Origin of the sequence: Hahella ganghwensis DSM 17046 (assembly GCF_000376785.1) — a bacterium.
Classification (GTDB): Bacteria; Pseudomonadota; Gammaproteobacteria; order Pseudomonadales; family Oleiphilaceae; genus Hahella; species Hahella ganghwensis.
Window position 1 is genome coordinate 89,820 of the sequence record NZ_AQXX01000143.1, and the last position, 24,894, is coordinate 114,713.

Consider the following 24,894-nt stretch of genomic DNA (forward strand, 5'->3'; position numbering starts at 1 on the left):
TATCGAGGTCCATTTTAAAAAAAATTGCAGTACCGAGGTTTCATGGTGCTATGAAAAAGCTGATTTCCATTCTGATTTTCGGCCCGCTGATCGCCTTCGGCGTATTTAAGCTTGGGGCTTTCTACCAGACACATCGGGCGCTTGCTGCTTTCCAGGATGCAACCGAACTACATCTGGCTCTATCATATAACTGGATAGGTTCTTCTCTGGATGGGGAAGTAACTGTCGAAGGGGTGACGTTGACTCCGTTTCAGTTGCGGGAGCCCATTCTGATTGGAGAAGTCAGCCTGAAGTTCGATTCTCTTTCAGATATGCTGGGTTACCTTTCACCCTGGTCGCTGACGGAAGAACTCAAGGTTCCCGACGGCCTCACCATCAGCGTGAAACAAGCTCAAGTGCCATTGACAGATAACTGGCGTAACTATGAGCCTGACGAGGAAACACAAGGCGGCGATTTTTTTGGTCTGGCCTGTGGAGATATTGATCAGATAGGCCTGGAAGAGTTACGGGAGATGGGGTACACCTCTTTGACCGTTGACCAAGAGCTAAGCTATCACTACAACAGATTCGATAATACATTGAAGGTTGGCTTTGATACGAATATTGAAGGAATGCAGCACATTGCTTCAGAGATGGTTCTGGAATTTACTGACGGCCAAAACTGGCCTCCCGCAGAAGGCGCGACAATCCCCCTGGTACAGCGCCTGACCTATATGCATGAAGATTTGTCCTACATGAAGCGTGTCATGCTAATGTGTGGGAAGCGGGCGAACCTGGATCAGCCTGAGTTTATTGAAGCGTCTATCGATAAAACCCGGCGCTTATTGAATGAGGCCGGAATCAGTTTGAGCCCTGAAATGGTAACGGCGTATCGTACCTACCTTAAAGGTGATGGTATTGTTGAAGTCACCTTACTACCCTCTGACAGCCTCGATCTGGCCACGATTCCTTTCCTACCGGAAGATTCTTTTGCGGAGTCTCTAGGTTTTAGTCTTAAGGTGAACCGGGTCGGTATACCGAATGCCTCTTTTACATTGAATATGCAGCAATTGACTGAATACCTTTATCCTCCAGAGCCTATTGTGGAAGCTGAACCAGAACCACAGCCAAAAGCTCCCCCCCCGCCAACTTATCGCCCTGTTGAGCTTGAAGAGCTTGAACTTTACATCGAGCAACCGGCTAAAATAATTCAGCACTCAGGTAAGGTCATGAAAGGAACGCTGGTTTCTGTTGAGCCGTTTCAGATTATCCTGGAGCAGCAAATGCAATCCGGAGTGGTGAGCTTTCATATCAAGAAGAGCGAAATCACTGAGGCGCAGATACTGCAGTGAGAATTGATAACCTGAAACAAATTTATCCGGCAGTTTGAAAGCGTTATGACGAGCAAATTACCTTCTTTGAGTACAATGCTGGAAAAGCTTGTTCAGAGCCCTTCCGTCAGCAGTACACAGCCGTCACTGGATCAAAGCAATCGTGATATTGTAGAGCTGCTGGCAGATTGGTGTGAAAAGTTGGGAATGGATGTGACCCTAAGTCAGGTCCACGGGAATAATGAAAAGTGGAACCTGGTAGCGCGAGTTGGGCCAGGTCATGGCGGGCTTGTGCTGTCTGGTCACACAGACACCGTTCCCTATGATGAAGGTGCCTGGCAGAGTGATCCGTTTCAGTTAACCGAAGTGGGTGACCTTTGGTACGGGTTGGGAATCTGCGACATGAAGGCTTTTTTTCCGTTGGCGCTCTTGGCCATTGAGGAAGTGATCCCTCACCTGAAAAAGCCCGTGACCCTGGTGGCTACAGCAGATGAAGAATCCGGTATGGCGGGTGCCAGTCATTTGGCAGCGACCACCAGTGAGCTTGGCGATTTTGTTCTTATTGGCGAGCCCACCGGGTTAACCCCTATACATCAGCATAAGGGAATCCTTCTTGAGGAAATATCCGTTGAAGGTTTGTCTGGCCATTCTTCCAATCCTGCGTTAGGGAAGAATGCCCTGGAAGCCATGACGGATATTATTATTGAATTACGCAAACTGCGTGAAATGTGGCAGGAAACCTATCAAACACCTGGATTTGAAGTGCCAGTTCCTACTCTGAACCTTGGATGTATACACGGCGGAGACAATCCGAATAGGATATGTAAAAGCTGTAGACTTCAGTTTGATGTTCGTTTGATGCCCGGGATGGAAGTGGATTTCATTCGTCGCTCCATTGGGGATGTGCTGCAACCGATTGCCAGGCGTTTTGGTGTCGATATTCAGTTTAACCCTATTTTCGGTGTCGGCAGTTTTCACGAGCCTGTCTCTTCCGACCTGGTCCGGCTCTGTGAGGAATTGGCTGGCAAAAAAGCCGCCAGCGTTGCCTTTGCGACGGAAGCCGCTTACTTCAAGGGGATGGGAGCCCAGACGGTGGTGTTGGGCCCCGGTGATATTGATCAAGCTCACCAGCCTAATGAATATCTGGATAAGGGGCGGATCAAACCCATGCAGGATCTGCTTCGACAGTTGATACGACGACTCTGCGTCGATACTCTCAGCAGCTAAAGCCCGCCGCTGTCGGCGGTATATGCTTGCTATCTCTCTTCATCTTTTATATTTAATTATTATCAGATTTTGAACTCTTATCTGGCCAACCTATATAGAGACTTGACCATGAATGACGGTAACCAGCCTGACCTGAAGAATACACCTCAAACGGATCCATCCCAGCAGGTGTACTGGTTCCGACATTCAGCGCCCTATATTCACGCCTATCGAGGACGTACTGTTGTTATTCTCCTGCCGGGAGAAGTACTGACAGACAGGAAGCGGACTTCCACGATTGTTCAGGATATTGCCCTTCTGAGTAGCTTGGGATTGAAATTGGTTGTTGCGTTTGGGGCAAGACCTCAGATAGATGAGCACCTGTTGCAGAAAGGCTTATCCGTCAATCTGCATCACGGGATGCGTATCACCGGGTCCGAGGACCTGAGCTGCGTTACCGAAGTCGTCGGCCGACTACGTTCAGAATTGGAAGCCAGATTGTCGATGGGCCTGTCCAGTTCCCCCATGCACGGGGCTGCTCTGCAGGTGTCCAGCGGCAACTTTGTTGTCGCAAGACCTGTGGGTGTAGTGGACGGGATCGACATGTGCCATACCGGTCTGGTACGTAAAGTTCATGCTGAGTCTATTCATCAACATCTTGGCATGGGGCATATCGTGTTGCTGCCGACCATTGGTTACTCTCCGACGGGTGAGATATTCAATCTTTCCTGTGAGGATGTGGCTAGCTCTGTTGCTGTGGCCCTCAAGGCGGACAAGCTAATTTTGTTCGGTCAGGACCCAGGAGTGTATGATCCTGATGGAAAATTACTTCGTGAGATTTCTTTGGCGCAGGCGGCGCAACAGCTTGAGTTTCTCGATAAGGATTCTGAACCAAGGAGAAGGCTCTTTTCAGTTTGCCGGGCAGTTCAAAACGGTGTTTCACGCGCCCATATGATCAGTTATCACCAGGATGGTGCTTTGCTGCATGAGCTATTCACAAGAGATGGTGTGGGGACGTTGGTGACCGATGAGTCTTATGATGAAATTCGCCCAGCCACTATTGATGATGTCGGTGGCATACTGGCGTTGATTCGCCCTCTTGAGGAACAGGGAGTTCTGGTAAGGCGTTCACGGGAGCTTTTGGAGAGGGAGATTGGTAACTTTATCGTTGATGATCGTGATGGTGCGATTATCGCCTGTGCCGCTCTTTATGTGTTTCCTGACGAAAATTGCGCAGAACTTGCTTGTGTCGCCGTCAGGCCGAACTATGCCCGTCAGGGACGAGGTGATAAGTTGCTCACCAGTGCTGAGAAGCGTGCAAGGGATGCGGGAATGCGGGAATTGTTTGTTCTGACCACGCAAACGTCACACTGGTTTATCGAGCGAGGGTTCAGACCCGCTACTGTTGGTCAATTACCGGTGGCGAAACAAAGTATGTATAACCTGCAGAGAAACTCAAAGGTGTTTGTCAAATCACTCTAAATTCTCAGCACCTGCAATGTTCCGTGTAGCCAGAGCGTTGAGTTGTTCAAGAAGGCGTCTCCGTTCTGGTTTTTCCAGTGTCTCCAACTGTTCCGACCATTCGTAGAAAGCCTGAAAGTCGTTTTGCAGGGTGCGGAGTTTGTAGCGCAGGCCTGGCACCCACTGATGATAACTTACGATCGTCATCAGTTTGGCGTTATTCAACGGGGAAGTGATCCAGTTGGAATAGGCGTTGGAGATACTGCCGGCTGATACCGCCTGCTGATATTGTTGCCGAAGTTCTTCAAGAATCTCTTCTTTTTTTCTGCGCTTGTGTTGTTCTGTCTGGTCTTCTGCGTACAGGGACTTCAGTTTCGAGACGGTCTGTTGAACCATGTCCACGAAGCGTTGACGTTCTTTGAAACGTTGCTGATAGCGTTGGATTTCTTCTCTTAGGTGAGTGGTGGAGCGGGTTACACCGACCGAAACTAGAGAATCATTCGGGTGCTCATCTAAAAAAGGGGACTGGCCGGTAAACAGAAGTATCGCTTCCTGTTCAACTGCCGTGGCCCAGCTTTCATTAAATGTCGTGTCATTTTTGATATAGAGCCTGCGGTGGGCCAGCTCGTGAAAGAGCAGGGCTGCCAGAGAAATTCTGTCATAATTGATGAATGTATTGAGTACAGGGTCATCAAACCATCCCAATGTTGAATAGGCACTGACTCCGCCGACGTAGGTGTCGTAGTTTTCCCTCTCCCAGTTCTGCCTGGCTGCTTCAGCATCTTCCTGGTGGAAATATCCCTGGTAACTGACACAGCCGGCAACCGGGTAGCACCAGGATTCCGGTTTCATTTCAAGTTCGGGGGCAACAAATAGGTTCCAGACCACAAACGGTCGCTGAAGGTCGACGTATTCGCTGTATGCGTTATCAACGGGAAGCTTTAGTCTTTCTTCCGCAAACTCTCTAATTTCAATAACATAACTAAGCTTTTCTTTTAATTCTGCTGGAGTTTGTTCATTATTGACCAGTTGATCAATTGGCTGACGGCCGGAGAGAAGTTGCCATTGCCCCTTTATTGCCTGCCAAAGATAACCGGAGCTCTGGCAGCCTCCCAGCATGGTGGTGAGCAGCGCAATGATCAGGCTCTGGCATATATTGCCTGGAAGGCGGGATAAAAAGTAAGTGAATTGCATTCCGATAAGTTACCTCTTTCTCAGTAGGGACTATACTGATATGGAATTCCAAATCCACTACCTAGAACTAAAGAAACCCACGTTTACGGATTAAACTGTTAATCACAAATGTCTGAACCCCCAATTCAACCATCTGATCGCCAGGGTGCCGAACGACGCGGAAGCAAACGTCGCCCGATAAAGCTGCTAGCCACATTAGAATACCGGGGCGAGCCGGGGCTGGAATGTGAAATTGCTGATTTCTGTGCTGAAGGGGTGTTTGTCAAACTCACTGAGACTGCTTCACAGAAGCTTAATAAATTACAGTTTGGTCCAGGAGAGGTTGCCAAGCTGACTTTTCATGATCCTTTTGTCAGTCGGGATCATGCTCTTAGTGTGAAAGCTGTAAGGACGATGCAGGGGGCCTTTGGAGGCATGTTCACCAATGGAAATACTGCTGCCATCACTGCCCTGCTGAGAATCTGTGGTGCAGAAAACCTGAAATCTCCCCAAGAGCAGATGCAGCCGGAAACCGCAGGCCTGTTGATGCGACAGTGTGAACGTATTATTCAGTCCCATGTCAGTCCGCTAGTCAGTAATTTTATCACTGCCTTGCCGAGTGTGTTTGATGAGGCTCTGGCGGCAGCTTCAACGGATAATCAGCGAACTGACCTGGTGGATTCAGTAATCTCTCTCAAACAGCAGAGTGGATTGATCAGTCCGCAGTTGTTTAAGCACATCTCTCAGGCATTAGTCCCGCGCAACAGTGATCCGAATTCTAATGGCAGTCAGAGCGGGCCGGATCTGTCACTTATTGATAAGGCAGAATTTGAAGACTGGTTAACTCTCAAGGTGATGGTGACAAAGGCGGAAACTGCCTACCGGAGCCACTTACTTCAACTGAAAATGCGGTTCGACGCACTGGGAATTCATTGCCAGAAGGGTTACAGCAACCCAGTAGGGCCTTCATTGATCTGTTATGCGTTCCGGGACACCCTGATAGGGCTCAAGCTACCATTGTCAGCTGAACGGATTTGTCTAAAGCAATTTGAACTCTCAATGATGTCTGATCTTGAGCCGATGTATCAAGAGTTGGATGACTTGCTGGTTCGCCAGGGGGTGCTACCGGATCTGGATTTAACCAAGTACATCAAGACTCCTGAGGCTGAAGCAAAGAAAGAGAAGCCGGAGTCATCAGCTGAACTTGGAGCAAAACAAGGCGAACCGAAGAATAGCCCGCTGACAGAGAAGATCAAAGCTCCCGAGACCCAGCCTAAAGCTTCCGAGGCGCAAGCCAAAGCGCCAGATAACAAATCGATTGAAAGGGAGGCTGGAACGGATGATTCAGATAACGTCACGACTCTACATACTCGTCCTTACCGAAAGTCGAGTGGCAAATCTTCTGATGTCAGTGCCTTTCTGGCCTCGGCTGAAGAAAGCGTCGCTGCAGTTAATCGGTTACTGGCAGTTTTACACCAGAAACCTAAAGTGGCTGGAAATACCGCTTTGAGAGGGAGCCCGTTTCCAACCCAGGAACAGGCGCCCTCGTTCAAGAATGAAGAAGTCCTTGCCAACTTAAGTCAGGTCCAGACGGCTCCGGTTTATCAGGAATCTCAGGTGGACGACACGCTCTTGAGAGACCGTCTTTACCATATGATGAACAGCAACCATATGGGGCTGAAGTCATTTACAGAGGAGCAGGATAAGAATCTGGATGTCGTGGATAGATTTTTCTCCAGCCTTCTGAAAAATCAAAAGCTGACGAGTGTTTCCAAAATGCAGATCAAGGGACTTGAAGTCCCAGTTCTAAGGTTGTTAATGCGCAACCCCAGTTTTTTTGAACAGACTGATAATGCAGCCCAAAAACTGATCAACCGGATTGCCCAGGTAGGAGTGAAGGGTGGCAGGATGAACTCTCATCAGGTTGACCGCATTAATCGAGTAATTTCCAAAATACAGGAAGAGCATGAACAAGATTCCGGGGTTTTCGACGAAGCCCTGGCAGAAGTTGATGAATTGGTTGAGCGGCAGAACATTCTGTATCGCCGTAATGTTGAAAGGGTTACTGCAGCCGCGGAAGGCCAGCAGAAAGTGGAAGAAGCTAGAATCGCTGTTGCTGAGGCCATGCAACAACGGGTGGCTGGCCGCCGTATACCAAAAGCGATAGCCTCTCTTATTAACGGAGGGTGGCGGGATTTGCTCAGTCTGGTTTATATCCGGCAGGGGGCCGAAAGTCAGGCCTGGCAGGATTACCTGAGTGTGATTGATACGTTGTTGGCCATTGCTCGGGAGCCAGAGTTTCAATATAACCTGCCTGATCTTCTGCGGATGATTCAAGAGGGGCTGGCAACGATTTCCTCTAATCATATGCCGTCGGGTCAGATCAGGGATGAACTCAAGCGGTTTCTGGTGAAAGCTCCCGGGGGGGTAGAACCGGAAATGATTGAGTTTCCCGATGAGATGACGGAAGAGGTCAGGGACACCGGCCTGATTCAGGATGCCCGACAAAGAGGGTTGCAGCGTTGGATAAATCGGGCGCAAAAGCTGGTGGTTGGTGACTGGTTACGTCTGGAGAGGGAAGCCGGTGAGCCGGAGTTTATCCGGTTAGTCTGGATAGGTAAGAATTTTTCCCGCTATGTTTTTGTCAACCATCAGGGGATGAAGGTTATTGATCTGGATGCGTCAACCCTGGCGGCCTATCTGCAGAAGGGAATCGCAGTTCCTGACCAGGGAGTGTCACTGCCGGTGGTCGACCAGAGTCTGGACACGATGGTGAAGGATCTTTATGAACAACTGAGCTTTGCCAGTACACATGATGAACTGACCGGTTTGATGCTGAGAAAAGAGTTCGAGCGACAGGTGCTGATTCGTCACACCAGCCTGGCACCGGAAGACACTATCAGTTGTATTCTTTTCAGTTTGGCACAGTTCCGGCTAATCAATGATTCAGTCGGACCTGAAGCAGGTGATGAGATCTTAAAAGGAGTTGCCGGTCTCTTGAAAGAACATATGCCCAAAGCTGCACTGATCGCTCGTTTCTCGGGTGATGAGTTTATGGTTGTCGTCAATGAGCCTGCGGAACGATGGGTAACCGAGTTCATGGAGCAAATGAAGCGCTATCGCCTAAACTGGCTGGATAATGCTTATGAGGCTGCTTTATACGCCGGTTATGTGGAAGTGAAAGGCGGTATTCTGGATGTCCGCCATTTTGTCCAGGCGGCAGAAGATGCCTGTCGCACTGCCAAGCGTAAAGGTGTTGGTTCAGTTGAAAAATTTACTGTTGATAAACAGCAGATCGCCCAGCGTGATGCGATTGCCAACAAGGTGGCAAGTCTTGGTAAGAAGCTCGATGATGAGCGGTTGTTGCTGAGGTGTCAGAAGATTATTCCTCTGCGTTCAGATTCCAGTGTTGGTACTCAACACGAGATTCTTCTGAGTATTTACGATGATGACGGGCAACTGATTCCGGCGAGCAAGTTCATTCGTGCCGCCGAAAACTATAAGCGTATGCAGGAGGTGGATCGCTGGGTTGTTGGTCACATGCTGGACTGGATGGTCACCAATCATCGCAAGATCAGTCAGATTGGCGGACTGAGCATCAACCTCAGCGGGCACTCCCTGAATGATGAATCACTTCTGGAGTTCATATTTGAGCGCCTGACCAAACAGGATTCACCGATTGAAAAGGTTACGTTTGAACTGACAGAAGCCTCTGCGATTTCCAACCTGCACAATATCTCTGATTTCATTCTCGAATTGCAGGAATACGGATGCCGTTTCTGCCTGGGCAACTACGGTTCAGGTGTGGCTAGTTACCAATACCTGAAGCAACTGCCTGTGGACCTGATAAAAATTGACGGGACATTTATCAGGGAGTTGGAAAAAGATAAGAATGATCAGATGATGGTGCGATCCATGACGGAAATGGCTCATTACCTGAATCGGGAAGTGATTGCCCCTCAGGTCGAAACCAAAGAGGCTTTGGAAATTCTGAAGCAACTCGGTGTGGACTATGCTCAGGGATACTACATTGAGCGGCCAAAATCTCTGGCTAACTTATGGTCCACACTTGGGTGATAACAAACCGGTTAGTCATCATCTTCATGCTCATCATGGTTGCCCATGTCCAGCTCTTTGATCTTCCGCGTAAGTGTATTTCGACCCCATCCGAGTAAGACAGCAGCATCCCGTTTACGGCCAGCTGTCTGTTTCAAGGCCGCTTCAATCATGATCTTCTCAAATGTGGGTACCGCTGTATCGAGCAGTCCCTGATGGCCTTTTTTAAGTTCCAGTTCCGCCCAGTCACGGAGGGATTCCTGCCAATTCTGAGTCGGACTCTTGGATGTTGCCTGGGCCTGGAGCTCAGGAGGTAGGTCGCTGATGTGAATTTCTCTGCCGGAAGCCATCACCGTTAGCCAGCGGCAGGTATTCTCAAGTTGTCTAACGTTACCTTGCCAGAGAAGGGTGCACATATACTCCTCTGTATCTGGTTTGAGGAGCTTGGGCTCGACATTGAGCTCTTCGGCGGCCTGTTTCAAGAAGTGGCGAGCCAGTCTGGGAATATCTTCCCGTCGTTCACAAAGTTTGGGGAGGTGCATGCGGATGACGTTGAGGCGGTGGAACAAATCCTCCCGGAATCGCCCTTCATGTACAAGCGTTTCAAGATTCTGGTGTGTTGCGGCGATAATTCTCACGTCGACTTTAATCGGCGTTGTGCCTCCGACTCGGTAAAACTCCCCATCGGCAAGCACTCGCAACAACCGGGTTTGAGTATCGGGCGGCATATCTCCTATTTCATCCAGGAACAGGGTGCCTCCGTTGGATTGTTCAAACCGTCCCTGGCGCTGCCCGCCCGCACCGGTAAATGAGCCTTTTTCATGCCCAAATAACTCAGACTCGATCAGGTCTTTTGGAATGGCAGCCATGTTGAGTGCAATGAAGGACTTATCTGATCGCGGACTGTGTTGATGCAAGGCGCGGGCAACCAGTTCTTTACCTGTTCCAGACTCGCCATTAATCAGAACGGTGATATTGCTGTGGGATAATCTTCCGATTGCTCTGAAGACTTCCTGCATGGCAGGTGCTTCACCGATAATCTCTGTATTGTGTGATAAAGGATCCAGTGCGGCTGGCTGGCTGGCTGCCATTTGTTCTCTGGCATGGGCCACGGCCCGCTTTACCAGTGATACTGCATCGTCGACATCAAAGGGTTTGGGTAGATATTCAAAAGCACCCCGCTGATAGGAAGATACTGCACTGTCCAGGTCAGAATGTGCCGTCATGATGATGACAGGGAGATGCGGAAAACTAGAATGTATTTGGTTAAGTAGATCAAGGCCATCAATGCCGGGCATTCGGATATCACTTAGAATCGCATCAGGTTGTTCGCGTTCCAGTCGATTCAGAATACCTTCACCCGTCTCGAATGATCGGGTATTGAGTTCTGCTTGCTCCAATGCCTTTTCCAGAACCCACCGAATAGAACGGTCATCATCGATGATCCAGACGTTGGGGGGTGCATTCATAATGTTGGCTCCAATGGAATGAAAATGATGAAATTTGTGCGTCCGGCTTCGCTTTCGCATTCGACCAGGCCATGGTGCTGGCCGATGATGCCTTGTGTAATGGACAGGCCCAGTCCTGTTCCCTGTGCTCTGCCGCTGACCATGGGATAAAAAATATTTTTTAGGAAGTCTGGAGGGATTCCGGGCCCATTATCAATAATATCCACTCTTAGTACCAAACGATGCCGGGTATGGCCAATGGTGATCTGTCGCAAAGCTCTGGTTCGGAAGGTGATTTCAGGGGACTCAATAGGGGGCGTTGCTGATTCCAACGCCTGTAGAGCATTTCTGGCGATATTGAGAAATGCCTGAATAAGTTGTTCTTTGTCACCTGAAAACTCCGGCAGGCTCGGATCATAGTCTTTGATCAGGCGGACTTTGCCGTGGCTTTCGACTTCTATCAAGCTGACGACTCGTTCCAGTACTTCATGAATATTCGTCGGGTCTTGTTTGAAAGTTTGGTTGGGTCCCAGCATGCGGTCTACCAAATTGCGCAGTCTATCTGCCTCGGCAATGATGATGCTGGTGTAGTCGTGTAATCCCTCTTCTTTTAGTTCTTTATCCAGTAGTTGTGCAGCCCCTCTGATGCCGCCAAGCGGATTCTTGATCTCGTGGGCCAGCCCTCTAACGAGAATTCTGGAGGTTTCCTGTTTCGCCAGCAGTTCTTCTTCTCTGCTGATGCGGAGCAGACGGTCACGTGCCTGAATTTCCATTAGAATAAGAGAACGGCCGTTGTCATTGATGGGGACTACCGTGTAATCCACAGAAAGCCTGCTTCCTGAGGGCAGGAAAAATTCAGCTTCCCTCTGGGTGTAAGAATGTCCTGTGCGCAGACATTCCTGAAGTCCGATCAATGTTGAGAGCTGATCGACCAGCAAATTGTTAATTGACATACCCAATGCTCTCTGTTCGCTGACTTCCAGCAGGATTTCCGCAGCGGTGTTGCTATAGGAAACACAGAGGTCGTCATTGAGTACGAGTACGGCAGTGCTGAGATTATCGAGTAAAAGTTCCTGAGTACTGGCTGGCAGCATAGTTATAACCTGATGTTTTGATTAGCAGATGCAATATCCAAACCATCTTTGCCGTATTCGGGTGCGAAAAATTCGCTGAATTGCACAGCTCTGGGGCGGAGGTGGATGAAGGCTGGATTATTGGCGCTATGTGCATTTTGAGCTCCACGTTATTTTGACGAATATAGGAGCGCTGGATAGATTACGCACTATCCAGAGTCATACTATGCACAAAGTCTATGCCTGAATTAATAGGAATGCACCATTATGGTGCCTTTCTTTTTATTGCACTGAGGGCCGGTGGATGGTGAAAGTGATGCTGGGACCACTTCTGATGACGCTGGAGTTATCAATAATATCCAGTTGTAGCACGTGAGTACCGCGGTTGATATTGGTGAGGGAGAAAAAGTTTTCCTTGCTGGTGCCAACAACAGTGCCATCCAGGGAGAGTCGCAAGGAATGGTTGGGGTAAAGGGAAGGGGCTACTTCTGTTAGCACAGTGACGTTGCCGTTACCGGAGTGAAAAGCGCTGCCATCCTCGGGGAATGTGATGAGCAACTTTCTGTATGGATCATCTGGCGTCTGTGTTTTTGAGGCAGGAGTGTTCGGTATATTTGATAGTTTGGGCAGCGAGATCGTGGCTGGATCCTGAACTTCGATCAAAACGGCACCTTCCCGAGGCTGGTCACTAAACTCGACATTACCCTGGTCATCAACCCATTGATAGATTTCGGCTGCAATTGGCAGAGACACTATCAATGGAAACAAACAAACAATGGACAGCCTTTTTGATTTCAACATTCTGACTCTTTTGTCGATGGAATAACCAATCCTACCAGCAACTCTAGCACGTAATTGGTAAAAAAAAACCCCGCCGGGAAATGCTCCGTGACGGGGTTTCTATCTGACTATACTGCTGGCTGACCGGCAGTATCTCTGAAAGAGTAATTAGACAGAGTAGTACATATCAAACTCAACAGGGTGAGTTGTCATGTTCAGACGAGTCACTTCGTTACGCTTCAGGTCAATGTAACCGGCGATCATGTCTTCAGTGAAAACGCCACCTTTGGTCAGGAACTCAAAGTCTTGTTCCAGATAATCCAAAGCCTGTTCCAGAGAGTTACAAACTGTCGGAATGTTGGCTGCTTCTTCTGCTGGCAGATCGTACAGATCTTTGTCCATTGCATCGCCAGGGTGGATCTTGTTCTGGATACCATCCAGGCCAGCCATCAGCATGGCTGCGAAAGCCAGGTAAGGGTTCGCAGAAGGATCAGGGAAACGAACTTCGATACGACGAGCCTTGGGATTGGTGACGAATGGAATCCGGATGGAAGCTGAGCGGTTACGAGCAGAGTAAGCCAGCATTACCGGTGCTTCAAATCCTGGAACCAGACGCTTGTAGGCATTGGTTGAAGCGTTGGTGAAAGCGTTCAGAACACGAGCGTGCTTGATGATACCGCCAATGTAGTACAGGGCAGTGTCGCTCAGACCAGCGTAGCCATCGCCTGCAAAGATATTTTTGCCATCTTTAGACAAAGACTGGTGACAGTGCATGCCAGAACCGTTGTCTCCAACGACTGGTTTAGGCATAAAGGTGGCAGTCTTGCCATAGGCATGAGCCACGTTGTGTACACAGTATTTCAGAATCTGCACTTCATCCGCTTTGCGTGTCAGAGTGTTAGCGCCAACACCAATCTCACACTGGCCTGCAGTACCTACTTCGTGGTGGTGTACTTCAATTTCCAGCCCCATGGCTTCCATTGCTGCACACATAGCTCCACGGAGATCATGCAGAGAATCAACTGGAGGAACCGGGAAGTAACCTCCCTTGACACCTGGGCGGTGACCGATGTTGTTACGGTCGAAATCTTCGCCAGATACCCAGGCTGCTTCTTCAGAGAAAAGATCATAGGAAGCGCCGCGCATGCCAACGTCCCACTTTACACTGTCAAACACGAAAAACTCTGGCTCTGGGCCAAACAGAACAGTGTCAGCAATACCGGTAGACTTCAGGTACTCTTCGGCGCGTCGAGCGATGGAACGAGGGTCGCGCTCATAGCCTTGCATTGTGGAAGGCTCGATGATGTTACAGGTCAGGTTCAGAGTTGTTTCTTCAGTGAATGGATCAATCACTGCAGTCTCATCATCCGGCATCAGAATCATGTCGGATTCATTAATCCCTTTCCACCCAGCAATTGAAGAACCGTCGAACATTTTCCCTTCTTGGAAAAAGTCGTCTGAGATTTCTGAAGTGGGGATGGTAACGTGTTGCTCTTTACCCTTTGAGTCGGTAAAGCGTAAATCAACCCATTTAACTTCGTGCTCTTTCAAGAGATTCAGAGTTTTCTCTGACATTCCAGTTTACTCCGTATTTATTGGTGTATGTATGTTGAGATGATGCCGGAACATCCATTCGCTCACCCCCCCTTCAAACTAGCGCCGAAGGTAAGCGTTCCGGGAAGTCTAACGAGCGCAAAATCATATCACGCCTGTTTTGTCGTTGCTTCTGGTTTTTATCCGCAGCAAATTTACCCATAGAAAGCAATTTATCTGCCAACATTTATACTTTTCACAGACATACCGAAAACAAAGGAATGGGAGGTTGTGTCGCTATTTGGGAGGAATGTTAATGTGGATTTCTATGCACCAATATTGTGCGCGTTGGATGGGGTGCGTACCAATTTGGTGCGTTATGCACCAAATTGGTGGCCGGAGGAAGCGTTTTTCCTGTTGGTTGGGTCGCTTAATAAAGATTTCACAACATTTTGTATAAAACTAAACCATCTCTCTTGTATAATACTGCGCCTTTTTGCGGTTGATGTCCCTGATAACGGACCGCATAACCTCAAACTAGAGAATTTGATTGTGATTGAGAAGTTAAGAAACATTGCCATTATCGCGCACGTCGACCATGGCAAAACCACGTTGGTCGATAAATTGCTCCAGCAATCCGGGACTTTGGGCCGTAAGGATATGGGCGCTGAGCGTATTATGGACTCAAATGACCAGGAAAAAGAGCGTGGTATCACTATTCTGGCCAAGAATACCGCAATTAAGTGGAATGACTACAGAATCAATATTGTAGACACTCCAGGGCACGCGGACTTTGGTGGTGAGGTTGAGCGGGTTCTGTCGATGGTGGATTCAGTTCTGCTTCTCGTCGACGCCGTTGATGGTCCTATGCCACAAACCAGGTTTGTCACCCAGAAAGCCTTTGCTCAAGGCTTGAAACCGATTGTTGTTATCAACAAGATCGACCGTCCCGGAGCTCGTCCCGACTGGGTTATCAACGAAGTATTCGATTTGTTTGACCGTCTGGGGGCCACTGATGAGCAATTGGATTTCCCGATCATTTATGCTTCTGCACTAAATGGTATCGCTGGAATGGATCCTGATGAGATGGCGGAAGACATGACGCCGTTATTCGAGCTGATTGTGGATCGTGTCCCTTCACCAGACGTTGATGCCTCCGGGCCTCTGCAGATGCAGATAAGTGCGCTGGATTACAACAGCTATGTAGGTGTCATTGGGGTTGGTCGTGTTACCCGTGGAAAAATCAAAACGAATACGCCTGTTGTTGTGGTGGATCGTGACGGTAAAAAGCGAAATGCTCGCGTACTTTCTGTTATGGGCTACCATGGACTTGAAAGGCAGGAAGTTCCTGACGCAGAGGCAGGGGACATCATTTGTGTGACTGGTATTGATGCCCTGAACATTTCTGACACTCTCTGTTCTCCAGATGCTCCGGAAGCATTACCCCCATTAACAGTAGATGAACCTACCGTCACCATGACATTTCAGGTGAATGACAGTCCATTTGCCGGGAAAGAAGGAAAGTACATTACCAGCCGTAATATCAAAGAGCGTCTGGAAAAAGAGTTGTTGTACAACGTGGCGCTGCGGGTTGAGCAGGGTGACTCTCCTGATAAATTTAAAGTATCCGGCCGGGGCGAGCTGCATCTTTCTGTTCTGATCGAGACCATGCGCAGGGAAGGATTTGAGCTTGGTGTTTCCAAGCCAGAAGTTATCGTCAAAGAAGTTGATGGTGAGAGAGTCGAGCCTTTTGAACAGGTCATTATCGATATCGAGGATGAGCACCAAGGGCCCGTGATGGAAGAAATGGGGCTGCGTCGTGGTGAGTTGGTTAACATGGTGCCGGACGGGAAAGGGCGTACTCGCCTGGAGTTTGTCGTTCCATCTCGTGGTTTGATTGGTTTCCGTTCACAGTTTCTGACCATGACGTCAGGTACTGGTATTCTGACCCATATCTTCGACCACTATGGACCATACAAAGAAGGTGTTGATGTTAAACGCATCAATGGTGTTCTGATTTCTAATGTTGCAGGCAAGGTTCTGGCCTACGCGCTATTCAATCTGCAGGATCGCGGACGTCTCTTCCTGGATCCGAATATTGAAGTCTACGAAGGTATGATCATTGGTCTGCACAGTCGTGACAATGACCTTGTGGTTAATCCGACTAAGGCCAAGCAGCTGACGAACATTCGTGCGGCTGGAACTGATGAAAACATTCTGTTGACTCCGCCAATCAGATTCTCACTTGAGCAGGCTCTCGAGTTTGTTGAGGATGACGAGTTGGTTGAAGTCACACCAGCTTCTATTCGTATACGTAAAAAGCTGCTTAAAGAGCATGAACGTAAACGGGCTGACAGAAGTAAGGAAGCATAAGCACTATCGTTTCTTGCTGGAGTGATCCGCTTTGCGGCTTGAAAAGTGGGTGTTATAGTGAGGGGAATCATTGACTGGACGGAAAAGGTCGAATGCTCACCCCTTACCCTGAAATAACACCCTATCGCTCTGGATCGATTGATATCGACGAAACTCACTTACTGCACTTTGATGAAACGGGTAACCCGGAAGGGTTGCCCGTTTTTGTTTTGCATGATGGTCCGGGAGGAGGTTCTGATGCTTTCCATCGTCGATTATTTGATGCGGAAAGGTTTCGGATAATTCAGTACGACCAGAGAGGGTGCGGTCGGTCATTACCTTTGGCTGATATGGAGCATTGTCAGGTGTCAGAAGCGGTTTCTGATCTGCGCATGCTGATGTCTAGGCTGGAACTGGAAAAGGTCTCTGTTGTTGGCTTTGGGTGGGGGGCTCGTATTGCATCTGAGCTCTGTAAAGCAACTCCGGATCTGGTTAACGGGTTGATTCTCTGTGGATATGGATTTTGTGGTCGGGAATCGATGGAGTGGTTGCTCGAATATGGTGCACCTAAGCTGTTCCCTGATTACTATCAGGAATTGGTGCAGCGGCTGGGGAATGGGTCCTCTGATGCTTTAATGCAGGCGCTTGAAAAAATGCTTTTGGGAGCTAATGAGCTTGATCAGATTCAGGCCGCAAAAGCCTGGGCAAAATGGCTGGCGAAAATATCCACTTTACATTGCCAAGCCCACCTTGTTGATCAGTACTCTCATCCCCATTATGCAATAAGTCTGGCGAAGCTGGGGGTGACAGTGTTTAAGCGTCTGTCTGAAATGCCGGCGGAAGATTCTGGAATCCCTGAATCGGTGGCATCAACGATTGTTCATGGAAGGTACGATGCGGTTACTCCGCTTGAGTCAGCGCATTCGCTACATCGCCAAAGTCCTGGAAGTGAACTGGTTGTTGTGAGGGATGCTGGGCATTCTCCTCATGATCCTGCGATGACCGATGTCATGATCAAAGTGATTGGTCAAATGGCCGATCGGCTCGGGGGGTATGGCAAGCTTAACGGATAGTTTAATTTTGTGAGGTATCCTCTGAAGGAGTTGTGCAGAGTTAACTGAGTTCACGGATGATAATAGTGAAACAAGTAGCATAATAAGCAAATAGTATAAAAAACAACGAGCGATAGAACCGGAGTGTGTATGAAGGGATTATTGCAGAGAGTCTCAAAAGCCAGCGTGGCTGTTAATGGAGTTGTTAGGGGAGAGATAGGGAATGGTTTAGTGGTTTTTCTTGCTGTCGAGGCTCATGACGATGAGCAGGCGGCTGATAAATTGCTGGCTAAGGTCTTAAGTTACAGGGTCTTCGAGGATGAGCAGGGCAAGATGAATCTTAGTCTCTTGGATGTACATGGAGAGCTGATGGTTGTCTCCCAGTTCACTCTTGCAGCAGATACTCGCAAAGGTATGCGCCCGAGCTTCTCCAAGGCGGCAGAGCCTGAGAAAGGCGATGCTTTGTACCGATATTTTGTAGAGCAGGCAGGAAGCAGGGGCGTTAAAATTGTCACGGGTGAGTTCGGGGCGGATATGCTGGTGGATATCCAAAATCGTGGTCCTGCGACTTTTTTACTTGAAGTGTAGCGGGGATGTTACCCGTTGCGCATATGCGAAATGTCGCTTAAAGGCATGCTACACGGAGTATAACCCGGTAATGTGATATCTGTATACAAAATGATACTTTTGGCTAGTATGGTATTTCGGAAATCCCCTATAAGATGTCCGCACCAATTTGACTATGCCTTTGTTATAGTACGCCTGGGTTCGAGTAACTCACCGCTCTTTCAGGTTACAAGTGTTTCAATGTAGTGCAATAAAAAAACTAAGGTGCACCAAGTTAGTCGTGCTAAATTTCATTGTGATACCGGTGACACCTTCCAAGTTTTTGATTTGTCAGCATTTCCGCGAGTTGGCAAACTTTCTGCTCTCGTAAATTCGCAAATCTGCCGGGTGTTTTGTTACAAAAAAGAAGTCGCAAAAATCACTTTTTTGGTTGCAAAATCTCCAATGTTGTATTACATATTGGTATTAATTTTATTTGTTAAGAGTTCGATGTAACTTATTGTTTGAAAGGGAATTTCCAAGATAGAGGTATGGAAAAGATTGTATTATCTTCAATAAGTTGTTGATAGGAAAGGAATTTAAGCCTCTTTAGGCTGACCTTCAGTGATGATGTGCAGGCAATGATTGTTGTCTGATTAATAGGTAACTCTATCAACACTCACTAAACTGATGGGTTCGCTCATTAAAGAGGAGGTTTGAATATCTGTTAAAACATCGAATTGCAAAATGTCATTAAGATGACATAATTCCGAAATATAAATGGGCGCTTATAAACGCCCTGAATAATGAAAAATGTGGCTTTTAACCATCAACATCGCAAGAAGTTGATTTAACACACAAAAGGAAGACGAAATGAAAAAGACTTTGATCGCTTCAGCAGTTGCGGCTGCTTCAATGGCGTCTGTAGCTCAAGCAGCTGAAATGATGCCTGAGTTTTACGGTAACATTCAGCTGGCCTATATCCATACATCTGAAGAGACTGGTAGTACTGAAACCACTACTAACGATTTCGCCGACAATGGTTCTACTTTAGGCTTTAAGCACAGTCACGAAATCTCTCCTGGTTTGACTGGTTTTCTGAAGGCTGAGCTGGAATTCGACGCTGATGAAAACCACGGTGACGGCATCAACAAGGTTGATGAAGCATTCATCGGTGTGAAAGGTGACTTCGGTTCCGTTCAAGTTGGTACTGACGACACTGTATACGAGTGGTGGGATGTTATCGATATCTCTGAAGCTGTAGGTATATCAGGTGAGTTTGAGGGCGTATATGAAGGTGACAATCTGCAATACGTGTCTCCTACCATCGCTGGTGGTCTTACTGTAGGTGTAACTCTTGCGCTAGACAGCACAGAGCGTCATACCGGTGCGATTGGTGCCAAGTATAAAACTGACATGTTTGAAGTTATCTTAGGTTACTCTTTGGGTCGTGAAGAGACTATCGACCACGATGATAATGATGCAACTGCGAAAGTAGCGGTTGATACCGGAGATAGCATTGGTCTAGGCGCTAACATCTTCTTGGGTGACTTGACTCTGGGCGTTCAGTATGAGACCAAGTCTGCTGATTCTGTAAGCGGAACTGATGATCCTTCTACTGAGGCTGATGGTTACGGTTTTATCGCTATCTACTCTTTGGGGGCTTCTCAATTGGCGGCTGGTTACTATGCTGCTGAAAATGATGCAGATCCTTCTGCAGAAGAAGATAAGTTCTATCTGCAAGCTCTTCATAATGTTTCAGACAACATGTACGCGTACGTTGAGTACACTAACGGTTCTGAAGAAGCTGGAGCTTCTGAGACTGATATCGAAGAGTTCGCAATTGGTGCAACTTACTACTTCTGATCTCTTTAGATCTTAAGTATCTTAAAAAACCGGCTTCGGCCGGTTTTTTTGTGTCTGCAGGAAAGTGATGATGGATGAAATAGAAATAAAATTGGGTTTTTCTGCCTCTCTTAAACATGATGTCATTGAGGCGTTAACTTCAATGTTGGGTGAGCCTCTTGAGGGTCGTTCACTGTTCAATATCTACTTTGACACGCCAGACCTTTCTTTGCGCAAGTCCAGGTGGGCGCTGCGGGTGCGCGATTTGGGAAAGGGGGGGCATGAACAGACAGTCAAAGGTCAGGGAAAAGCTGAGGCTGGGTTGCATCGAAGGATTGAACACAATTGGCCGTTGAGGTCGAAGCAGCCTGACTTGACATTATTAGATCAGGTTGCCGGGTTCCCAGAGGTATGTAGAGAGCAAATTCGACCTGCGTTCTCGACCGATTTCTCCAGGACTCTCTGGCTGGTCGACATACCTGAAAGTAAGTCCAGGGTAGAGGTGGTGTTTGATGTGGGCACTATTTCGGCAGACCAGGATGGAGTATTGTCAATTTCAGAGATGGAGCTTGAGTTAAAGGTCGGGCAAATTGATGCACTAATTCAGGTGGCTGAAAAGCTGGTCAGGAATATACCGTGTTGGTTGTATACGCCTAGTAAAGCTGCCCGTGGGTACGGATTGCTCGCTCAGAATAATGATGAGATGTTTAATAATATTGGAGCCATCAATTCTTTGAATGGCTGGGTTGATGTTGCTGGACGTTATATGCAACAGATCACAACTCGTCACAAGGGTGGATTGAACCAGACAAATAATTCTGGAGAGTCTGATATCAGGCCGTTAATAGAGGTACTTAACGATCTTTTGGAGGCGGCTGATCTGGATGATGCTTTGTGGAGGAGTATGATGAAGGAGGGTGAGCAACTCTTAAAGGCGGATAGCATGTCAGATCAGGCTGAAACACTAGAGCGATCTACTTGGTTTGGTAGGATAGGGATCGAAATTCTGAAATTGACTATCGCTAAACGTTAGTCTGTCTATTGTGCTTTTTATAAATAACACTTTCGCTAACGGCCATGGCGGAAATATTTGAATTTGCAGGTGATGGTTTGGCTTCTGATAACTCCTCTTTAACGCAGAAACTGATGTCTTTGCTTAAAGCTTATCCAGCGGAATTGCATGGAATACTGACTCAAAATATTGACCGACTCAAAGATTTAAGTGAGTCGGATTGTGAAGGCTTAAAACCTTATGCAGAAGGAGTGATAAAAGCCTTCGTAGTCAGTGATTTTCTGGCGGATTTAATTGTCAGGTTTCCTGCACAGGTTGCTGGTTGGCTCGAAGAGCAGACTGAATCACAGGGGGATGTGGTATCGAAAAAACGCTGGTCTGGAGAGTTAGAAAAGGCGCTTGAACGTTGTAGTTCAGAGCAGGAGCTCCACCGTGCATTGCGACTTTTCCGCCGCGAGAAGATGTTTTACATCGTCTGGAAAGATCTGGTTGAGGGGGGCGAATTCGAAGTTACAGGCAGATTGATGACCTGGCTTGCTGAGGTCTGTATTGATGGTGCGCTCTCCTGGCTTCATGGTCAGCTTGTGGATACCTATGGAGAGCCTGTTTCGAGAAAAGGACAGCCTCAGAAAATGCTGGTCCTGGGAATGGGGAAACTGGGCGCGGGTGAACTGAACGTATCATCGGATATTGATTTGATTTTTACATTTCCCGAACACGGAGAAACCCAGGGCGCCTCCAGAAGTATCGATAATCAGAATTTCTTCACCCGTTTGGGACAAAAGCTTATACAGGCGTTAGATAACACGACTGTTGATGGATTCGTGTTTCGTGTGGATATGCGATTACGCCCATATGGTCAGAGTGGTGCCTTGGCATTAAGCTTTGCTGCAATGGAGGAATACTACGAAGATCAGGGGCGTGATTGGGAGCGTTACGCCATGATTAAAGCCGCACCAGTTGCCGGCGATCTCTTACAGGGAAATAGGCTGTTAGATGAGCTGCGGCCCTTTGTGTATCGGAAGTATATTGATTTTGGCGCCATACAGTCGCTTCGTTCTATGAAGGATATGATTGAAAGAGAAGTGTTGCGAAAGGGGATTGGGCACAACATCAAGCTTGGCGCAGGAGGGATTCGAGAGGTTGAGTTTATTGCCCAGGTCTTTCAGTTGATTCGTGGCGGGCGTGATATCAAGCTGCAGCAGCGGGGCCTTCTCGACGTGCTGCAGGTCATCAAAGAAGATCAATTGATGCCAGGCGCTGCAGTCGATGAGTTGAGGTCGGCTTATATCTTCTTGCGAAATATTGAGCATGCAATTCAGGGGCTCGCCGATAAGCAGACGCAACAGATTCCATCAGATGAGCTTGGGCGTTTGCGTATTGCCATAGCGCTTGGTTTTTCGAGCTGGAAAGCTTGTGAACAGGTTCTGGAGCAGCATAGAGAAAATGTTTCTCGTCATTTTGCTGATGTCATTGCATCTCCACAGGACACAGAGGAGTCAAAGGAAGACCTGAAGGTATGGCGGTTGCTTTGGCATGCCAAAATGCCCTCGGAAGAATCTGTAGAGTTTTTTGAAGAGTTGGGGTGCGCTGATCCTCAAGCTTTTGATCCGTTGTTAAGAGGTTTTATCAATAGCTCGAAAGTGCGTCAGTTACAGGCCCAAGGTAAGGACAGGCTGGACCTGTTTATGCCAAAACTTCTCAGGGTCGTGGTGGAGCAGAAAATCAATGCGGAGACGTTTGACCGCTTGCTCAGGTTTGTTGAGGCAATCATTCGTCGAAGCGCCTATCTGGTATTGCTGAATGAAAACCCTGGAGCGCTAAAAGAGCTGGTACGGTTATTTGGTGAAAGCCAGTGGGTGGGGGAGCAAATAGCTCAAATGCCTCTGTTGCTTGATGAACTGCTGCATTCTGAAAGTCTCTATACTCCGCCGGATACACAAACTTTGCGTGATGAACTTCGTCAGGAAATGCTCCGTATTCCGCAGGATGATCTGGAAGAGCAGATGGAAGTATTGCGCTATTTCAAGCGGGCGCATGTATTGCGTGTTGCTGCGTCGGACTTGAGGGGCTCTCTGCCTTTAATGAAGGTGAGTGATTATCTCACCTTCATCGCGGAGACTGTGTTAGCGCAGGTGCTGGATCAGGCGTGGCTTAACATGACATCTAAATACGGTAGGCCCATGCGTGACGAAGTGACGGCCTGTGATCCTGATTTTGGAATCATCGGATATGGGAAGCTAGGCGGTATTGAATTAAGTTACGGTTCTGATACCGATCTTGTATTCCTTCATGATGCTGCTGAGGATCTGGATACCGACGGCGATAACAGTATCAATAATCAGGTCTTTTTTATCCGGCTAGGGCAAAGAATTATTCATCTGTTAACAACCAAGACTGCGTCAGGTGATATCTATGAAGTGGATATGCGTCTCAGGCCCTCTGGGAATTCAGGGTTGTTGGTGAGTTCTGTCGCGGCCTGGCATAAGTATCAGGATGAGAAAGCCTGGACCTGGGAGCATCAGGCATTGGTAAGAGCACGCTTTGTTGCCGGAAGTGAGAGTGTCTGTACTAAATTTGAGCGGGCAAGGATTGAGGTTCTGACCAAGCCCAGAGATGCAGATAAGTTGAAGCAGGATGTTCTGGAAATGCGCGAAAAAATGCGCACTTCTCACGCCACGACGCCAGGCGCCGATGGGAACCTTCCATATTTCGATCTGAAGCACGATTCTGGCGGTATCGTTGATATTGAATTTATGGTTCAATATGCAGCTTTGCGATGGGCTCATAAGCACCCTTCTGTCGTGAGATGGAGTGACAATATTCGTATTCTGGAATCTTTGGCTGAAGCCGGGGTTGTCCGGGGCGAGCTCAGTGAAGAACTCTGTGAAATATACCGTCAGTACCGTTCCCGGGGTCACCGTTTGGCATTGCAGAACTTGCCCGCCAGAATTGCCCCAGAAGAGATGCTAATAGAGCGGGAGCGAGTGGTAGAGTTCTGGCGAGAGATTTTTGAAGAGTAGGGCTCGTAGTCTGTCCTGCGCTAACTAATTTATCTGATTGATATTGAATTTGAGGCTTTGGGCCCGAAGGAGTTAGAAATATGTCCATGGCTGACCGTGACGGTCTGATCTGGTTTGACGGTAAGATGGTTCCCTGGCGCGATGCTCAGGTTCACGTATTGACTCACACCTTGCACTATGGAATGGGGGTGTTCGAGGGTGTTCGCGCATATCAGACCCAGGACGGTACAGCGATCTTTAGACTTCAGGAGCATACTGACCGCTTGTTCGATTCAGCTCATATCATGAATATGAAAATCCCTTTCACAAAGGATGATTTGAATGAAGCGCAGCGTCAGGCGGTTAAAGACAATAATTTAACTTCAGCCTACATGCGTCCAATGGTGTTTTACGGATCAGAGGGGATGGGGCTTCGTGCTGCCGGATTGCAGGTCCACGCAATCGTCGCTGCCTGGGAGTGGGGAACCTATCTGGGGGATGAGGCTCTGGAAAAAGGGATTAAAGTAAGAACCAGCTCTTACACTCGTCACCACGTGAATATATCAATGACACGAGCCAAAGCCAATGGTCACTATATTAACTCCATGCTGGCTCTGAACGAGGCATTGGCCTGCGGGTGTGATGAAGCTTTGTTGCTGGATCCTGAAGGATATGTAGCAGAAGGCTCCGGAGAAAATATTTTTGTTATCCGTGATAACGTAATTTATACCCCGGAATTAACATCCTGTCTGAACGGTATTACCCGTAACACAATCTTCCAGCTGGCGAGTGACCTTGGTTATGAACTGGTTGAGAAACGCATCACCCGTGATGAAGTTTATATCGCAGATGAGGCTTTCTTCACCGGTACCGCAGCGGAAGTGACGCCCATTCGTGAGCTTGACGGACGCGCAATCGGTGAAGGGCGTCGTGGTCCGGTAACGGAAAAGCTGCAGACACTGTACTTCGACGTGGTGAAAGGCCGGAATGAGAAGTACAAACATTGGCTGACACCGGTGGCGTAATTGCCGCTGGCCGGTAATTT

At 48.1% G+C, this 24,894-nt stretch carries 16 protein-coding genes; 11 read left to right on the forward strand and 5 right to left on the reverse strand.

Translation table 11 applies throughout. The annotated features are described in order from the left end of the window. Positions 1-50: 50 nt before the first annotated feature. The 3 genes from F566_RS0129475 to argA all read left to right on the forward strand — a co-directional run bounded on the left by F566_RS0129475 (position 51) and on the right by argA (position 3,998). On the forward strand, positions 51-1,331 hold the full coding sequence (locus tag F566_RS0129475; protein ID WP_020410656.1) for a hypothetical protein: 1,281 nt from the start codon (positions 51-53) through the stop codon (positions 1,329-1,331). 45 nt (positions 1,332-1,376) lie between these two features. Next, the gene (gene argE, locus F566_RS0129480; protein ID WP_020410657.1) at positions 1,377-2,537 is read left to right on the forward strand and encodes an acetylornithine deacetylase; all 1,161 of its coding nucleotides are present in this window, start codon (positions 1,377-1,379) and stop codon (positions 2,535-2,537) included. Positions 2,538-2,645: 108 nt separating this feature from the next. Next, positions 2,646-3,998: an amino-acid N-acetyltransferase gene (argA, locus tag F566_RS0129485; protein ID WP_020410658.1), complete on the forward strand. Its 1,353-nt coding sequence runs from the start codon at positions 2,646-2,648 to the stop codon at positions 3,996-3,998. Here argA and F566_RS0129490 read toward each other — a convergent pair. Further along, positions 3,990-5,171: an aminopeptidase gene (locus F566_RS0129490; protein ID WP_020410659.1), complete on the reverse strand. Its 1,182-nt coding sequence runs from the start codon at positions 5,169-5,171 to the stop codon at positions 3,990-3,992. The two genes, argA and F566_RS0129490, sit on opposite strands and share 9 nt — an antisense overlap. A 108-nt stretch (positions 5,172-5,279) precedes the next feature. Here F566_RS0129490 and F566_RS0129495 point away from each other — a divergent pair, with 108 nt between their 5' ends. After that, on the forward strand, positions 5,280-9,227 hold the full coding sequence (locus F566_RS0129495; RefSeq protein ID WP_020410660.1) for a DUF1631 family protein: 3,948 nt from the start codon (positions 5,280-5,282) through the stop codon (positions 9,225-9,227). Positions 9,228-9,238: 11 nt separating this feature from the next. On the opposite strand, the gene ntrC is transcribed toward F566_RS0129495, so the two are convergent. The 4 genes from ntrC to glnA all read right to left on the reverse strand — a co-directional run bounded on the left by ntrC (position 9,239) and on the right by glnA (position 14,082). Then, on the reverse strand, positions 9,239-10,675 hold the full coding sequence (gene ntrC, locus F566_RS0129500) for a nitrogen regulation protein NR(I) (RefSeq protein ID WP_020410661.1): 1,437 nt from the start codon (positions 10,673-10,675) through the stop codon (positions 9,239-9,241). Beyond that, entirely contained in the window at positions 10,672-11,748 is a 1,077-nt protein-coding gene (gene glnL / locus F566_RS0129505) for a nitrogen regulation protein NR(II) (protein WP_020410662.1), read from the reverse strand. The genes ntrC and glnL overlap by 4 nt, the downstream gene beginning before the upstream one ends. Positions 11,749-12,009: 261 nt before the next feature. Beyond that, complete coding sequence (locus tag F566_RS0129510) at positions 12,010-12,528, reverse strand: DUF4124 domain-containing protein (protein ID WP_020410663.1); 519 nt, start codon at positions 12,526-12,528, stop codon at positions 12,010-12,012. A 147-nt stretch (positions 12,529-12,675) separates the two neighbouring features. Then, entirely contained in the window at positions 12,676-14,082 is a 1,407-nt protein-coding gene (gene glnA, locus F566_RS0129515) for a glutamate--ammonia ligase (RefSeq protein WP_020410664.1), read from the reverse strand. 510 nt (positions 14,083-14,592) lie between these two features. Between glnA and typA the strand changes: the two genes are divergently transcribed. The 7 genes from typA (at position 14,593) to F566_RS0129550 (ending at position 24,874) form a co-directional block, all read left to right on the forward strand. Then, complete coding sequence (gene typA / locus F566_RS0129520; RefSeq protein WP_026180413.1) at positions 14,593-16,413, forward strand: translational GTPase TypA; 1,821 nt, start codon at positions 14,593-14,595, stop codon at positions 16,411-16,413. Between the two features lie 92 nt (positions 16,414-16,505). Then, positions 16,506-17,465 carry an alpha/beta fold hydrolase gene (locus tag F566_RS34485; protein WP_020410666.1) on the forward strand — a complete coding sequence of 320 codons (960 nt, stop codon included), beginning with the start codon at positions 16,506-16,508 and terminating at the stop codon, positions 17,463-17,465. Positions 17,466-17,594: 129 nt separating this feature from the next. After that, positions 17,595-18,032, forward strand: coding sequence for a D-aminoacyl-tRNA deacylase (gene dtd / locus F566_RS0129530; protein ID WP_020410667.1), 438 nt, complete (start codon positions 17,595-17,597; stop codon positions 18,030-18,032). A gap of 831 nt (positions 18,033-18,863) precedes the next feature. Continuing rightward, the gene (locus F566_RS0129535; RefSeq protein ID WP_020410668.1) at positions 18,864-19,856 is read left to right on the forward strand and encodes a porin; all 993 of its coding nucleotides are present in this window, start codon (positions 18,864-18,866) and stop codon (positions 19,854-19,856) included. A gap of 67 nt (positions 19,857-19,923) precedes the next feature. Further along, on the forward strand, positions 19,924-20,868 hold the full coding sequence (locus F566_RS35925) for a CYTH domain-containing protein (protein ID WP_083921210.1): 945 nt from the start codon (positions 19,924-19,926) through the stop codon (positions 20,866-20,868). 44 nt (positions 20,869-20,912) lie between these two features. Then, positions 20,913-23,870, forward strand: coding sequence for a bifunctional [glutamate--ammonia ligase]-adenylyl-L-tyrosine phosphorylase/[glutamate--ammonia-ligase] adenylyltransferase (glnE, locus tag F566_RS0129545; protein ID WP_020410670.1), 2,958 nt, complete (start codon positions 20,913-20,915; stop codon positions 23,868-23,870). A gap of 80 nt (positions 23,871-23,950) precedes the next feature. After that, on the forward strand, positions 23,951-24,874 hold the full coding sequence (locus F566_RS0129550) for a branched-chain amino acid transaminase (protein ID WP_020410671.1): 924 nt from the start codon (positions 23,951-23,953) through the stop codon (positions 24,872-24,874). Positions 24,875-24,894: the final 20 nt, after the last annotated feature.